At 70.4% G+C, this 14669-nt stretch carries 12 protein-coding genes; 3 read left to right on the forward strand and 9 right to left on the reverse strand.

Annotated features, from left to right (window positions below):
- Positions 1-328 precede the first annotated feature (328 nt).
- On the reverse strand, positions 329-1336 hold the full coding sequence (locus ACZ39I_RS23535) for a stage II sporulation protein M (RefSeq protein WP_403654200.1): 1008 nt from the start codon (positions 1334-1336) through the stop codon (positions 329-331).
- A 129-nt stretch (positions 1337-1465) separates the two neighbouring features.
- Here ACZ39I_RS23535 and ACZ39I_RS23540 point away from each other — a divergent pair, with 129 nt between their 5' ends.
- Positions 1466-2461, forward strand: coding sequence for an RDD family protein (locus tag ACZ39I_RS23540; RefSeq protein ID WP_467246273.1), 996 nt, complete (start codon positions 1466-1468; stop codon positions 2459-2461).
- Between the two features lie 63 nt (positions 2462-2524).
- On the opposite strand, the gene ACZ39I_RS23545 is transcribed toward ACZ39I_RS23540, so the two are convergent.
- Together ACZ39I_RS23545 and ahcY are read right to left on the reverse strand one after the other, a co-directional pair.
- Entirely contained in the window at positions 2525-3154 is a 630-nt protein-coding gene (locus ACZ39I_RS23545) for a hypothetical protein (RefSeq protein WP_467246274.1), read from the reverse strand.
- A gap of 150 nt (positions 3155-3304) precedes the next feature.
- A complete protein-coding gene (gene ahcY, locus ACZ39I_RS23550) occupies positions 3305-4762 on the reverse strand; it encodes an adenosylhomocysteinase (protein WP_467246275.1) in 1458 nt (485 codons plus the stop codon).
- A gap of 499 nt (positions 4763-5261) precedes the next feature.
- Between ahcY and ACZ39I_RS23555 the strand changes: the two genes are divergently transcribed.
- Positions 5262-7586 carry a fructose-specific PTS transporter subunit EIIC gene (locus ACZ39I_RS23555; RefSeq protein ID WP_467246276.1) on the forward strand — a complete coding sequence of 775 codons (2325 nt, stop codon included), beginning with the start codon at positions 5262-5264 and terminating at the stop codon, positions 7584-7586.
- A gap of 60 nt (positions 7587-7646) precedes the next feature.
- Here ACZ39I_RS23555 and ACZ39I_RS23560 read toward each other — a convergent pair whose 3' ends face one another.
- The 6 genes from ACZ39I_RS23560 to ACZ39I_RS23585 form a co-directional block, all read right to left on the reverse strand.
- Positions 7647-8627: a cation diffusion facilitator family transporter gene (locus ACZ39I_RS23560; protein WP_467246277.1), complete on the reverse strand. Its 981-nt coding sequence runs from the start codon at positions 8625-8627 to the stop codon at positions 7647-7649.
- 157 nt (positions 8628-8784) lie between these two features.
- On the reverse strand, positions 8785-9936 hold the full coding sequence (manA, locus tag ACZ39I_RS23565) for a mannose-6-phosphate isomerase, class I (RefSeq protein ID WP_467246278.1): 1152 nt from the start codon (positions 9934-9936) through the stop codon (positions 8785-8787).
- 45 nt (positions 9937-9981) lie between these two features.
- A complete protein-coding gene (locus ACZ39I_RS23570; RefSeq protein WP_467246279.1) occupies positions 9982-11109 on the reverse strand; it encodes an SIS domain-containing protein in 1128 nt (375 codons plus the stop codon).
- Between the two features lie 162 nt (positions 11110-11271).
- The gene (locus ACZ39I_RS23575) at positions 11272-11442 is read right to left on the reverse strand and encodes a Trm112 family protein (RefSeq protein WP_352388109.1); all 171 of its coding nucleotides are present in this window, start codon (positions 11440-11442) and stop codon (positions 11272-11274) included.
- Positions 11443-11999: 557 nt separating this feature from the next.
- Entirely contained in the window at positions 12000-13367 is a 1368-nt protein-coding gene (locus ACZ39I_RS23580) for a phosphomannomutase/phosphoglucomutase (RefSeq protein ID WP_467246280.1), read from the reverse strand.
- A gap of 116 nt (positions 13368-13483) precedes the next feature.
- A complete protein-coding gene (locus ACZ39I_RS23585; protein WP_352388874.1) occupies positions 13484-13906 on the reverse strand; it encodes a DUF3499 domain-containing protein in 423 nt (140 codons plus the stop codon).
- Between the two features lie 305 nt (positions 13907-14211).
- On the opposite strand from ACZ39I_RS23585, the gene ACZ39I_RS23590 reads away from it, so the two are divergent.
- The gene (locus ACZ39I_RS23590; protein ID WP_352388875.1) at positions 14212-14655 is read left to right on the forward strand and encodes a metallopeptidase family protein; all 444 of its coding nucleotides are present in this window, start codon (positions 14212-14214) and stop codon (positions 14653-14655) included.
- Positions 14656-14669: the final 14 nt, after the last annotated feature.

The following is a 14669-nucleotide window of genomic DNA, read 5'->3' on the forward strand; positions in this document are numbered from 1 at the left end:
CTTCGGTCTTGCGTTTCCGACTCTATCAGACCGTTTCCGGTTCCGATTTCCTCGGTGCTTTCCAGGTTCCCGCTCTCGCGTTTCCCTTTCCGGCGCTCCCAACATTATCAGAAGTTTCGGGCCGGACTGACCGGCCATCTGTTTCCGATTTATCGGGAAGTAGCTTCTTCGAAATCAGGATTTCCAGAAGCAGACAGACACTCACCGCTGCCGAGCGGGATGAACCCGGCTCCAGGCAACTGTTCGAATCTACCTCCCCGCAGCGTCCGTGTCAACGGCTCCTGTGGGGCGAAGGAGACAGTAGCAGCTCGGTACGGTCCCCCGCACATCACGCAGCAGTAGGGACCGTGGCGCTGCGTTCGGCTGCCTCGACGTCGCCCGTGTCACCCGCACGCGCCGCTCGTCCGCCCAGGACAAAGACGTAGGCGAGGAAGGTCAGCTCCGCGACGATCCCGATGGCTATGCGGGCCCAGGTGGGCAGGCCCGAGGGTGTGACGAAGCCTTCTATGGCGCCCGAGATGAACAGGACCAGGGCGAGGCCTATCGCCATGCCCACAGCGGCTCGGCCCTCCTCCGCCAGGGCGGTGCGTCGGGAGCGGGGGCCCGGATCGATCAGGGTCCAGCCGAGACGCAGACCTGTGCCAGCGGCGACGAACACTGCGGTGAGTTCGAGGAGTCCGTGCGGAAGTACGAGGCCGAGGAAGGTGTCGAGGCGGCCGGCCGAGGACATCAGGCCGACGCCCACACCGAGGTTGAGCATGTTCTGGAACAGGATCCAGAGGACCGGGAGGCCCAGGAAGATGCCCAGGACCAGGCATGTTGCAGCGGCCTGTGCGTTGTTCGTCCAGACCTGGGCGGCGAAGGACGCGGCGGGATGACTGGAGTAGTACGTCTCGTACTGGCCGCCGGGGCGTGTGAGCTCGCGTAGTTCGCTGGGGGCCGCGATGGAGGACTGCACCTCGGGATGGGTGCCGATCCACCAGCCGAGGAGGGCTGCGACGACCGTGGACAGCAGCGCGGTGGGCACCCACCAGTGCCGCGATCGGTAGACCGCGGCGGGGAAGCCGTATGCGAGGAAGCGGGTGACATCGCGCCAAGAGGCGCGGCGGGTTCCTGTGACGGCACTACGCGCGCGTGCCACGAGTTGGCTGAGCCGGCCGGTGAGCTGGGGGTCGGGGGCGCTGGACTGGATCAGGGAGAGGTGAGTGGCGGTGCGCTGGTAGAGGGCGACGAGTTCGTCCGTCTCGGCGCCGTTGAGGCGGCGCTGGCGCCGGAGCAGGGCGTCGAGGCGGTCCCACTCGGCTCGGTGGGCGGTGACGAAGACGTCGAGGTCCATCGGTTTGCCTGCTCCTCGGCTGATCGTCGGCGGTCCGTCGTGGATGTCAGCTTGTCGTACTGCGGCGCGATGCGCCCTCAGCTTGGCAGACTGGTCGTTCACGTGGCAGGTCAGGGAAGGACGGCGGGCGTGAGTGAGCTGGTGACGGGCGAGGCGGTGGCGCTTGAATTGCGCCCCGCGAGGCTGCCCAGCAGGGCGTTGGCCGTGCTGGTCGATCTGATCGTGGCCGTGGTCGTGTACATCGCCGTGACCGTCGCGGTGGTGGCCGCTTCCGCGTCTTTGGACGACGCGGCCCAGATGGCACTGTCCATCGCCGCGTTCCTGCTCGTCCTGGTGGGCGGGCCGATCGCGGTCGAGACGCTCAGCCATGGTCGGTCCTTGGGGAAGCTCGCTGTGGGGCTCCGTGTGGTGCGGGACGACGGCGGGCCCATCCGGTTCCGGCATGCGCTGGTGCGGGGTGCGATCGGTGTGGTCGAGATTCTGATGACGTTCGGAGTCGTGGCGTGTATCGCCTCGCTTGTCTCGGCGCGTGGGCGTCGGCTCGGTGATGTGTTCGCGGGGACGCTGGTCGTGCGGGAGCGGATTCCCGTGGCACCCAGCGGATTCGTGCCGCCGCCTCCGCCCTGGCTGGCCGGCCGGTTCACCCCACTCGATCTGTCGGCGGTTCCCGATGGCCTGTGGCTTGCCATCCGTCAGTACCTGACGCGGATGCACCAGCTCGATCCGCAGGTCGGCTGGGCCATGGCGGAGCGGCTGGCGTCCGATCTCGCCGCGCGTACCGGGACTCCGGCGCCGCGGGACGTACCGCCCGGCGCGTATCTGGCGGCGGTGGTGCAGGAGCGGCAGGCCCGCGAGTCCCGGCGGGCCTTCGGCGGCGTTACTGCGGGGGCCGGGGCGTCTCCTGGCGTGGTGCCCGGGCCTGCGTTCGGGATGCAGGCCGGCTACCCCTACCCGGGGGCGCGGCCCGCGGATCCGTCCTCTCCTCAGCCGCCTGTCTCGATCGGCGTCGAGGCGACTCCGGTCGTGGAACGTCCTGGGGTCCAGGTCGAGGAGTCCTCCGACGGACCCCCGTCGGCGGTGCCGTCGGAGGGCAGGCCCGCCTCCGGGTTCGTCCCGCCGGCGTGATCCTGCATGTGCCCGCGGCCCCAGTGGTGTCGGGTGCGGGAGCGGGCATCCGCTGAGGCCGGTTCAGTCGAGCGGTGTTTCGGGGAACGTCGACGGCGGTGACTCGAGGTCCTCCAGCTCGATTCCGGGGGCTGCCAGGACCACGTCCCCGGCGATGTGCACGGTGTGCTGCTCGCCTGTGTCCAGCGCTGTGACCTGGTATTCCTCCACGGTCAGCGGGCCGTTGTCAGTGGCGTGTGCTTCTCTTTTCAGCAAGGTCCAGGACTGGTCCACGGTGCGCGGGGCGAGGACGGGTTCCGTGAAGGCCACGAGGCGTACGCGAGTTGCTGATGCGGAGGGGGTGAGGCGCAGGAGACGGGTGGTGGCGACGAGGAACGCCGGGGATGTGCCGGTGAAGGCGTGGGCGGGGACATTGCCTTCCGTGGCGTGGGCCCCGGTGGGGTCCGTGCGGACCCAGGTGACGCCGTCGAGCGCGGCACCGCGCACCTGCCAGCTCTCGGCGTGCAGTTCGAGACGGATGGGGCGACCGAGCTCGTCGAGGGTGAGGTCGACCGAGCCGCTGTGACCTCCCGCGGGGGTGGTCAGTTGAGAGACGTAGCGCCAGCCGGACGGGCCGGGGGCGCATTGGAAGTGTTCTTCCGCGAGGGGGGTGTGATCGTGCGGATCGTGGAGCGAATAACGGCCGCGGGGCATGGGTGTCCTGGGTTCTGACGGGCTGTCCGGCCTGACGGTCACACGGCGAGGGAGAAGGGCCGAAGAAGGGTCCACAAGGCCAAAGGGGCAGGCCCCCGACACGGGGGTGCGGGGGCCTGCCTCGGAGGTACTACTGCTGTGCCGTACGGCTCAGTAGCGGTAGTGGTCCGACTTGTACGGGCCGTCGACCTCGACGCCGATGTACGCCGCCTGCTCCGGGCGCAGCTGGGTGAGCTTCACGCCGAGCGCGTCCAGGTGGAGGCGGGCGACCTTCTCGTCGAGGTGCTTGGGCAGCACGTAGACGTCGGTCGGGTACTCGTCGGGCTTGGTGAACAGCTCGATCTGGGCCAGGGTCTGGTCCGCGAAGGAGTTGGACATCACGAACGACGGGTGACCGGTGGCGTTGCCCAGGTTCAGCAGACGGCCCTCGGACAGCACGATCAGCACCTTGCCATCGGGGAACTTCCAGGTGTGGACCTGCGGCTTGACCTCGTCCTTGACGATGCCGGGGATCTGGGCGAGGCCGGCCATGTCGATCTCGTTGTCGAAGTGACCGATGTTGCCGACGATCGCCTGGTGCTTCATCTTGGCCATGTCCGAGGCCATGATGATGTCCTTGTTGCCCGTCGTGGTGATAAAGATGTCGGCCGTCTCGACGACCTCGTCCAGCGTCGTGACCTGGTAGCCGTCCATCGCCGCCTGCAGAGCGCAGATCGGGTCGATCTCGGTGACGATGACACGGGCGCCCTGGCCGCGCAGCGACTCCGCGCAGCCCTTGCCCACATCGCCGTAGCCCAGGACGACCGCGGTCTTGCCGCCGATGAGGACGTCGGTGGCGCGGTTGATGCCGTCGATCAGGGAGTGCCGGCAGCCGTACTTGTTGTCGAACTTCGACTTGGTGACGGCGTCGTTCACGTTGATCGCCGGGAACAGGAGGACCCCGTCGCGCTGCATCTCGTACAGGCGGTGGACGCCGGTCGTGGTCTCCTCGGTCACGCCGCGGATCTCGGAGGCCAGCTGGGTCCACTTCTGCGAGCCGTCCGTGATGGTGCGGTGCAGGAGTTCGAGGACGCAGCGGTGCTCGTCGGACTCGGCGGTGTCCACGGAGGGAACCTTGCCGGCCTTCTCGTACTCGACGCCCTTGTGGACGAGGAGGGTGGCGTCACCGCCGTCGTCCAGGATCATGTTCGGGCCGCCGGTGGGGGTGTTCGGCCAGGTCAGGGCCTGCTCCGTGCACCACCAGTACTCCTCCAGGGTCTCGCCCTTCCAGGCGAAGACCGGGATCCCCTGCGGGTTCTCGGGCGTGCCGTTCGGGCCGACGGCGATGGCGGCGGCCGCGTGGTCCTGGGTGGAGAAGATGTTGCAGGACGCCCAGCGGACCTCGGCGCCCAGGGCGACGAGGGTCTCGATGAGGACGGCGGTCTGCACGGTCATGTGCAGGGAGCCGGTGACGCGGGCGCCGGCGAGCGGCTGCGTCTCGGCGTACTCCTTGCGGATCGACATCAGGCCGGGCATCTCGTGCTCGGCGAGGGTGATCTCCTTGCGGCCGAACTCGGCCAGGGAGAGGTCGGCGACCTTGAAGTCCTGTCGGTTGTCGACAGTCGTCATGTGGTGCTGCTCCTCGGGTTTGGGGCGCGGAAGTACTGCTGGTCTGCGCGGCGGCGGACACAGGGGTGCCCGAAGAGGACACAGGCATGCCCGGTGCGCGCAGCGCAGTCCGTCGGAGGCCCTCTCTCCCTCGGCCGGTCCGCGTGCGGACCGCCCGACCGCCATCAGCAGCGACGTCTGGCTCCGTCCCAAGCTACACCGGTCGGCCGGGGCACCCCAGTCCGCCTCCGAACACATCAGGCCGATCACGGGCTGTGGTCCGTCACGCGGGCCGCGTGTCGTCAGCCGTCCTGACAGGGTGCCGTGACGGTGGTGACAACCGGCGTACGAACCGGGAAACGGGCGGCAACGTGCGGTAACCGACCAGGTCATCCGGGGGCTTTTGCTCCTTGGGTGACCTGGGCAGGTGAGGGGAGACGTGAAGCGATCGGTCAGCTGATCGATCTTGCGGGACGTCCGGGACGGCGTTTCCGTGTGGCAAAGGCGTGAGGAGATCGATGTGACCAGTCCGGCCGGACCTCCCCCCACGGGCGGCGGCAGAGAGCAACAGCGGGTGAAGCTGCTGGCGGTGACCGCGTGCCCGACCGGCATCGCGCACACGTACATGGCCGCGGAGAAGCTCGCGCAGGCCGCCGCGAGCCGTGGCATCGACATGAAGGTGGAGACCCAGGGATCGATCGGGGCTGAAAACGTCCTGAATGACAACGATGTCAGCACTGCGGACGGCATCATCGTCGCCGCGGACAAGGACGTGGACCTGAGCCGTTTCGTGGGCAAGCGGGTTCTGACCGTGGGGGTGGCGGAGGGGATTCATCATCCTGAGCGGTTGATCGAGCGGGTGCGGTCGGCGCCGGTGCACACGCCGGGCGGTACCCCGGCCGCCTCCGTCTCGGGCGGCGGCAAGGAGCGGAGCGTCGGCTACAAGGCGCTGATGAACGGGGTCAGCTACATGATTCCGTTCGTGGTGGTCGGCGGCCTGCTGATCGCGATCTCGCTCTCGCTCGGCGGGCACACCGACCCGTCAGGCGGGCTGGTCATCCCGAAGGACTCCTTCTGGATGGACGTCAACAACATCGGCGTCATCGGCTTCACGCTGATGGTGCCGATCCTTTCCGGATACATCGCCTATGCCATCGGGGACCGCCCGGCCCTCGTCCCCGGCATGATCGGCGGCTGGATCGCGAACACGGGGTCGCTCTACGACTCGAAGGCGGGCGCCGGGTTCATCGGGGCGATCGTGACCGGGTTCCTCGCCGGGTATCTCGTGCTGTGGATCAAGAAGGTCAGGGTCCCGAAGTTCATGCAGCCGAACATGCCGATCATCGTGATCCCGATCGTGGCGACCACGGCGCTCGGGTTGTTCTTCGTCTACGTCATCGGGAAGCCGATCTCCTGGGTGTTCGAGCACCTCACCGACTGGCTCGGCGGGATGACCGGCACCAGCGCGATCCTGCTGGGGGCGATTCTGGGGCTCATGATCGCGTTCGACATGGGCGGCCCGGTCAACAAGACGGCGTTCCTGTTCGGCACGGGGCTGATCGCGACCGGCAACCAGACGGTCATGGGCATGTGCGCGGCCGCGATCCCCGTCATGCCGCTGGGGCAGGGCCTGGCCACGCTGATACGGAAGCGGCTCTACACCGAGCAGGAGCGGGAGACCGGGCTGGCCGCGCTGTTCATGGGCTGCTTCGGCATCTCCGAGGGCGCGATCCCGTTCGCGGCGGCGCGTCCGGCGCAGGTCATCCCGGCCAACATGCTCGGTGGCGCGGTGGCCGGCGCGGTCGCCGGTGTCGCCGGGGTCGAGGACGCGGTGCCGCACGGCGGGCCGATCGTGGCGGTGCTGGGTGCGGTGAGCGGGGTACCGGTGTTCTTCGTGGCCGTGCTGATCGGCACGGTGGTCACCGCGCTGACGACGGTCATGCTGGTCGACATCGGTGAGCGGCGGCGCAAGAGCGCGGCGCCGGTGGCCGGGCCGGGTGTGACCGGACCGGGTGTGGGCGAACCGCTCGAGCCCGAGCTGGTCGGCGTGGGCGCCGGTGCGGCGGCCGGTGGAGCCGCCGGTGCCCTGGTGGCACAGCGAATCGTCACTCCGCTGAGCACGCCCACACCCGTCACGGAGACGACACCGGCCAAGTCCCCGAAAACCATGGAGCCCGACGCGAGCGCGGACGCTGAAGCTACGGCGACCCGAGAAGCCGCCAGCGCCGTCGCGACCAAGCCCCCGAAAGCCGCGGAACCCGACTCCAGTGCCGAGGTGGGTGCGGAAGTCGACGTCGATGTGGCCGCCAGGACAGGCGGCGCCGGGGCCGAAGCCGGCAGCGTCCACGCGGCAGCAGCCGACGGAGGCGTCACGGCCGAGGCCCCTCGCGAGGTCCTCTCCGGCTATCTCACCGAACAGGCCGTGAAAGTCGGCCTCGATGCCCGGGACAAGGCGGCGGCCGTACGGGAGATGGCGGAGTTGCTCGCGCGGACCGGCAAGGTGGTGGACGTGGACGAGCTGGTCGCGACCGCCTTGCGGCGGGAGGAGCAGGGAACCACCGGACTCGGGGAGGAGATAGCGATCCCGCATGCCAAGACGGACGCCGTGACCGCGCCCGTCGTCGGGTTCGCACGGTCCGCCGAAGGCATCGAGTGGGGCTCCCTGGACGGTACGAAGGCCAGGCTGGTCTTCATGATCTCCGTGCCGGAGGCGGCCGCGGGCGACGAACACCTGCGCATCCTGGCTCTGTTGTCGCGCAGGCTGATGGATGCCGGGTTCCGGGAGCGGCTTCTCGCGGCGCCGGACAAGAGGGCTGTGCTGGACGTGCTGAGCGAGATCAGGTGAGCGAAGGGCCCGCGCCCCGGTGCGGGGACGCGGGCCCGTACGGCCGCTGGGGACCGGTGATCAGTGCTCGGCGGGGTGCTGTGCCGGTCCCCCGGGGGTCGCCTCGCGGTCGGGGCCCTTGCGGGCCTCGGCCTCGCTGTAGATGTCCGGTTCGAGGTAGATGACACGGGCGATCGGGACGGCCTCGCGGATGCGGGACTCGGCCGCGTTGATCGCGGAGGCGACTTCGCCGGCCGTGTCGTCGTGCTGGACGGCGATCTTGGCGGCGACCAGCAGTTCCTCGGGGCCGAGGTGGAGTGTGCGCATGTGGATGATGCCGGTGACGGTGTGGCCGTCGACGATCGCGGCCTCGATCTTCTGGACCGCCTCGAGGCCGGCGGCCTCGCCGAGCAGCAGGGACTTGGTCTCCACCGCCAGGACCAGGGCGATCAGGATGAGCAGGATGCCGATGCACAGGGTGCCGATGCCGTCCCAGACGCCGTCCCCGGTGAGCAGGGCCAGGCCGACGCCGCCGAGGGCGAGGACCAGGCCGACGAGCGCACCGAAGTCCTCCAGGAGTACGACCGGGAGCTCGGGTGCCTTGGCACGGCGCACGAACTCCTTCCAGGAGAGGTTGCCGCGCAGCGGGTTGGACTCCTTGATGGCCGTACGGAAGGAGAAGCCCTCGGCGATGATCGCGAAGACGAGGACGCCGACCGGCCAGTACCAGTGCTCGATCTCGTGCGGGTGCTTGATCTTCTCGTAGCCCTCGTAGACGGCGAACATGCCGCCGACCGAGAAGAGGACGATGGAGACCAGGAAGGCGTAGATGTAGCGCTCGCGGCCGTAGCCGAAGGGGTGTTGCGGGGTGGCCTCGCGCTGGGCCTTCTTGCCGCCGACGAGCAGCAGGAACTGGTTTCCGGAGTCGGCGAGCGAGTGCACGCCCTCGGCGAGCATCGAGGACGAGCCGCTGAACGCGAACGCCACGAACTTCGATGCCGCGATCGCGAGGTTGGCGCCGAGTGCCGCCACGATCGCCCTGGTTCCGCCTGACGCGCTCATCTGGTCGCGTTGTCCCTTCGCCTCAAGTGCCTCTACGCCGTCCAGGCTCTTTGCCCGTCCTTTGCCGGTGGGCCATTCTTGCAGCCCGCCCGGCACGGACGTCTCAGCCGTCCACAGGGCCGGTCATACGATCACACGTCTCAGTGGTCCATGTCGGTCACACGATCACGGTCGCCCGGAAGACCGTGCCCGCGCCCGACACCTCGGCCTTCTCGCCCGCCGGTACGAACACCGACTGGCCGGGGCTCAGTTCGTCTGCCCCGACTCGCACGGAACCTGCCGTGCAGAGCACAATCTGCAGGGTCGGACGGGTCAGGTCGTGCGGGGCGACGCCCTCGGGAAGGACATACCGGGACAGTCGGAACTCGTCGATGGGGGTCTCGTAGACCTCCTCGCCGTCGGGGGACGCCTCGGGGCGCAGTACGCCCGGGTCGGCGGCCTCGAAGCGGACGATGCGCAGGAGCTCGGGGACGTCGACGTGCTTGGGGGTCAGGCCGCAGCGCAGGACGTTGTCGGAGTTGGCCATGATCTCGACGCCGAGGCCGCTGAGGTAGGCGTGCGGGATGCCGGCGCCGAGGAACAGTGCCTCGCCGGGCTGGAGCCGGACGTGGTGGAGGAGCATCGCGGCGATGACGCCCGGGTCGCCCGGGTAGTGGTGGGCGATGGCGGCGTAGGGGGCGTGGTCGCCGCCGAGGCGGGCGCAGGCGGCCGCGGCCTCGGTGACCGTGTGGGCCATCTCCTCGCGGTCGGCGGTCAGGACGGCCGTCAGGACCTCGCGCAGGGCCGCCTCCTCGGGGCGGGCGTGCAGGAGGTCGACGTACGGCTTGAGGGAGTCGACGCCGAGCGCGTCGAGCAGCTCGGCCGCGCGCGCGGGTTCGCGGAAGCCGCACAGGCCGTCGAACTCGGTGAGCGCGCAGATCAGTTCGGGCTTGTGGTTGGCGTCCTTGTAGTTGCGGTGGCCCGCGTCCACGGGGATGCCGCGGCGCTCCTCGTCGTCGTAACCCTCCTTCGCCTGGGCGAGGTCGGGGTGCACCTGGAGGGAGAGCGGGGCGCCCGCGGCGAGGATCTTGAGCAGGAAGGGCAGGCGGGGGCCGAACTTGGCGACCGCCTCGGCGCCGAGCTCCTTCTCCGGGTCCGCGTCGATGACCTCGGCGAGGGTGCCCCGGCCGGTGCGTGAGGGGGCTCCCGGGTGGGCGCCCATCCACATCTCCGCCTGCGGTTCACCGGTCGGCCGGATGCCGAGGAGTTCGGGGATGGCGGTGGTGGATCCCCAGGCGTAGGGGCGGACGGTGTTCTCGAGGCGGTCCATCAGGCTCTTTCTCCACGTACGGCTTTCAGGGCGTCCCGGCAAACGTCAGGCCCCCGAGGCGAGCGCCAGGTAAACGGCGGCGAAATCCGTGACGGCGATCAGTTCCGCGAGGGTCTCGATCTCGCCCCCGGACTCCGGTTCCAGCTCGCTGATCGGCGTGTCGTGGCTCAGGGCCAGGTCACGGGCGGCCGGGGCGGCGCTGAGTCCGCCGATCGGACGGTCGCGAAGGAGCACCACGCGTGCGCGTAGGGCGGGGGACTCCTCGACACGGTCGCGGAAGAAGTCGTCGGGGTCGGCGCTGGCGGCCAGCGGTCCGGCGAGCAGCGTGCTGTGCGCGGCGAGGGCCTCGGGCAGTTCGCAGACCACGGACGGGCGGCCGGAGAGCTCGGCGAGGGCCGCGGCGAAACGACGGCCCGCCGGGCCTGCGGAAATGCCCTCGGTCCAGATCACCGGGAGCGCGTCGGCGAGTTCGGAGGCGAGGGTCTTGGCCGGGTTGCTGTAGGTCGCGATGGCGGGGCCGCAGCGCTCGGCGATGTGGTCGAGGCGACCTGCGATCTTCTCGAGGGTGTCGGGCGGGGCGGTGAGCAGGCCGGTGCGGTCGAGGATCGCGAGGAGCGGGGTGAGCAGGGCCCACAGGACGCCGGGGGCGGATGCGGTGAGGGATGTGTCCTGCTCGTACGGGGCGGTCGCCATGGGCACGAACAGGCCGTGGGCGCCCTCGACCGCCTCGAAGAGCGGGGTGCGGGCGGGGGCCACGGCGACGACCGTGCAACCGCGGCGGTATGCCTGGTCGGCGAGCAGGGACAGGCCCGGCTCGGTGCCGTCGGGCGTGGCGATCAGAAGGAGGTCGACCGATCCCGCCCAGCCGGGGAGTTCCCAGCGCAGGGCGCCCGCGGCGGGGGCGACGCCGGTGGGGGCGAGGCGGGTGACGGGGCTGCCGGCTCCGGCGAGCGTGCCGAGGAGGTCGGCAACGTGGGTGGCGGCGGCGCCGGGGCCCGCGATGAGGATCGCGCGCGGGCGGCCGTCGGGCTTGAGGTCGTTCACCCCGGCCTCGACGGCGAGCCGGGCCGCTGTGCGGACGCGGGCGCCGGCCTCCGCGGCGCCGCGGAGCAGGCCTCGGCGGTCGGCCTCCGAGAGGGCCTCGGGGGTGTCCAGCAGCGATTCGTCGAGCATGGGCGGCAGCCTCCGATCGCCGGGTCTCCGGGACGCCGGCTTGTCGCTTCACCGGGTGTCGTCGGTCGCGCGGGTCCGGGACACCGGGGTCGCTGTGGGTCGCTGTGTCGTTGTCGCTCACGGCAGCGGGGACGCTGTCCCGCCTACGGCGACAGCGGGGCATTACGCGGGGCGGCGGGCCTCGTCGACGAGGAGAACGGGGATGCCGTCGCGGACGGGGTACGCCAGGCCGCAGTCCCGGCCGGTGCAGATCAGCTCGCTGTCCTGGTCCTTGAGGGGGGCGTGACAGGCCGGGCAGGCGAGGATCTCCAGGAGGCCGGCTTCGAGCGGCATGGGGGTTCCCTTCGGGGCGATACGGCTGCTTGTGCGGATGTGCCTGGTCAGGGTACCGCCGGGGAGAGTTGGGCGCGGGAGTTGGGGCGAGGTCGCCGGTCGGGGTCCCGCGGGGGCTGCGCCGCGTGGACAGCGACTGGGTCGAGGGGGCGTGTCCTGTGGACTGGCTGGACTGACGCGGATCTGCGACCGCTCGGGCCTGCCGGGCTCCGCTCCAGCCCCCTCCCGGGCCCCGCCCCGCGAGGGGTCTGCGGAACGGCCACAGATCTGCGGCCACTGGGGCCCTGGGCTCCACCCCTGCACCTCCGCCGAGGCCCGCCCCGGGCCTCGGGAGGAGCGGGGCGGGCCTCAAAATCCGGCCAGGCCCCGCCACCCGGCCCCGTCGGCCATCGAGGGGCGCCCCGCACTCACGGGCCGGACGAGCTGCGATGCTCGGGCCGACCGCCGTGTGCGCAGCAACCCTGCGGGGTCCGGGATGGGACATGCGTGCCGACGCCTCCCACCCAGCACCGCCCGGCGGTCCGCCCCCACGAACACGCCTCGATCCGGGAGTTCCGTCAGGCCCTGATGACCGCCAGTACCTCGTCCCTGACCTTCGTCATCGTCGCCTCGTCCCTGGCCTCGGCGTTCAGGCGCAGGAGGGGTTCGGTGTTGGAGGGGCGGACGTTGAACCACCAGTCGGGGGTGGTGATCGTGAGGCCGTCCAGTTCGTCGAGCCGTACGCCCTCCTGGCCCTCGTAGGCAGTCTTTATGGCCTCCAGGCGGCCTGCCTGGTCGGCGACCGTGGAGTTGATCTCGCCGGAGCCGACGTAGCGGTCGTACTGGGCCACCAGTGACGACAGCGGGCCCTCCTGGCCGCCCAGCGCGGCCAGGACGTGCAGGGCCGCCAGCATGCCCGTGTCGGCGTTCCAGAAGTCCTTGAAGTAGTAGTGCGCGGAGTGCTCGCCGCCGAAGATCGCGCCGGTCCTCGCCATCTCGGCCTTGATGAAGGAGTGGCCCACGCGTGTGCGTACCGGTGTGCCGCCGTTCTCCTCGACGACCTCCGGGACCGACCAGGACGTGATCAGGTTGTGGATGACCGTGCCCTTGCCGCCGTGCCTGGCGAGCTCTCGGGAGGCCACGAGGGCGGTGACGGCGGACGGGGAGACCGGGTCGCCGTGCTCGTCGACGACGAAGCAGCGGTCGGCGTCGCCGTCGAAGGCGATGCCGAGGTCGGCCCCCTCCTCGCGGACGCGCTTCTGGAGGTCGACGATGTTGGCCGGGTCCAGGGGGTTGGCCTCGTGGTTCGGGAAGGTGCCGTCCAGCTCGAAGTACATCGGGACGGTGTCCAGGGGCAGTCCGGCGAAGACGGTCGGGACGGTGTGGCCGCCCATACCGTTGCCCGCGTCGACGACGACCTTCAGGGGGCGGATGGAGGTCAGGTCGACGAGGGAGAGCAGGTGGGCCGCGTAGTCCTCCAGCGTGTCCCGATCGGTGATCGTCCCCGTCGAGGCCGCCGGCTCCGGGGCGCCCGTCTCGCTCCACCGTTCGACCAGTTCGCGGATCTCGGCGAGCCCGGTGTCCTGGCCGACCGGGGCGGCGCCCGCGCGGCACAGCTTGATGCCGTTGTACTGGGCGGGATTGTGGGAGGCCGTGAACATCGCGCCCGGCAGGTTCAGCGCGCCGGAGGCGTAGTACAGCTGGTCGGTCGAGCACAGCCCGATCTCGGTGACGTCGACGCCGAGGGCGGCCGCTCCACGCGCGAAGGCCCGCGACAGGCCGGGGGACGTGGGCCGCATGTCGTGACCCGTCACGATGGCGCTCGCCCCGGTCACCTGGACGAAGGCGGCACCGAAGAGCTCGGCGAGCGTCTCGTCCCACTGGTCGGGGACGACTCCGCGCACGTCGTACGCCTTCACGAGCTGTGACAGATCAGCCACGGCCAACCCTTCTGGAAGTCCTGTCGGTCACCACAAACTACCCGTAGCCAGTGACAGCGGGTGGTGCGGGAGCTGAGTGGACTCCGACGCCGGCAGGAGACGCCCGCAGGAGACAGGACAGGTCAGTTGTCGGGAGAGCGCAGCACCCGGAGATGACCTCGGCGAGCGACCTCCATCGGGTCGGCCCGCCGGGCCCCGCCCGCCTCGGCGGCGCGCTCCTGCGGACGGGCCGCCTCGCGCACGGCGTTGGCAAGCGCTTCCAGATCGTCCCCGCTGGGCCGGGCCGGAGCCGAGGCGTCGAGGAGCCGGACGACTTCCCAGCCGCGCGGGGCGGTGAGGCGCTCGGAATGCTCGGCGCACAGGTCGTAGCAGTGGGGTTCGGCGTAGGTGGCGAGCGGGCCGAGGACCGCGGTCGAGTCGGCGTAGACGTACGTCAGCGTCGCGACGGCGGGACGGCCGCAAGCGGTGCGCGAACAGCGACGTACAGGGCTCACGACGTTGGACGGTACCGCACTCTTGAGCGGGCCGCGACGACTCTCCCCCAGGTCACTCCACCGTGTCGTGCTGTGAAACGCCCCACACGCCACTCCGATCACACCACCATGACCTGCGCGGACACCCCTTTTCGAGGGACCGAACACTTCTGAACCCGGTCACCACTCGACACAAACCATGGCAATTGCCTTGAGATCGACGACTCGGAGGGATATGGAATCGAGCCGAACCTTGGCTGGAATGGTCAGCTGCCGACACGCCGTACGAGGTGGCCGTACGTGGTTTCGGACCGCGTCCGGGGGTACCGCGTGGGGGTCGGGCACCGGAGGGCGGCGAGGATTACCCTTCACCAGTGATGGACAACCCCGTACCGCCCCGCGCCACCAGCCCCGGGCCCCGCCGCCGTGATCGCCACGGACGGGGCATGCGCGGGCCGATCGCCCCGCCGCAGGTGCCGCTCGCCGCGAGCCGGGCGGAGGCGTTCGCGGACCTGGTGCAGGACTCCGTCGAGCGCCTTGAGCGGCGCTGGCCGCAGCTCGCCGACATCGACTTCCTGGTCCTGGAGGTACCCCGGCTGGACGGACAGTCCTGGAACGACGAGGCGGTACCGCTCGGCGGGACGATCGCCGCGCGTGAGGGGCGCCCCGCGCGCGTGGTCGTCTACCGGCGCCCGGTGGAGATCCGCACCAAGGGGCGCGACGAGCGGGCGGCGCTGGTGCACGAGATCGTCGTGGAGCAGGTCGCCGAGCTGCTGGGGCTCACTCCCGAGACGGTCGATCCGCGGTACGGCGAGGACTGAACCGCCCGCGGATC

It is taken from the genome of Streptomyces sp. NPDC024687 (assembly GCF_055559055.1).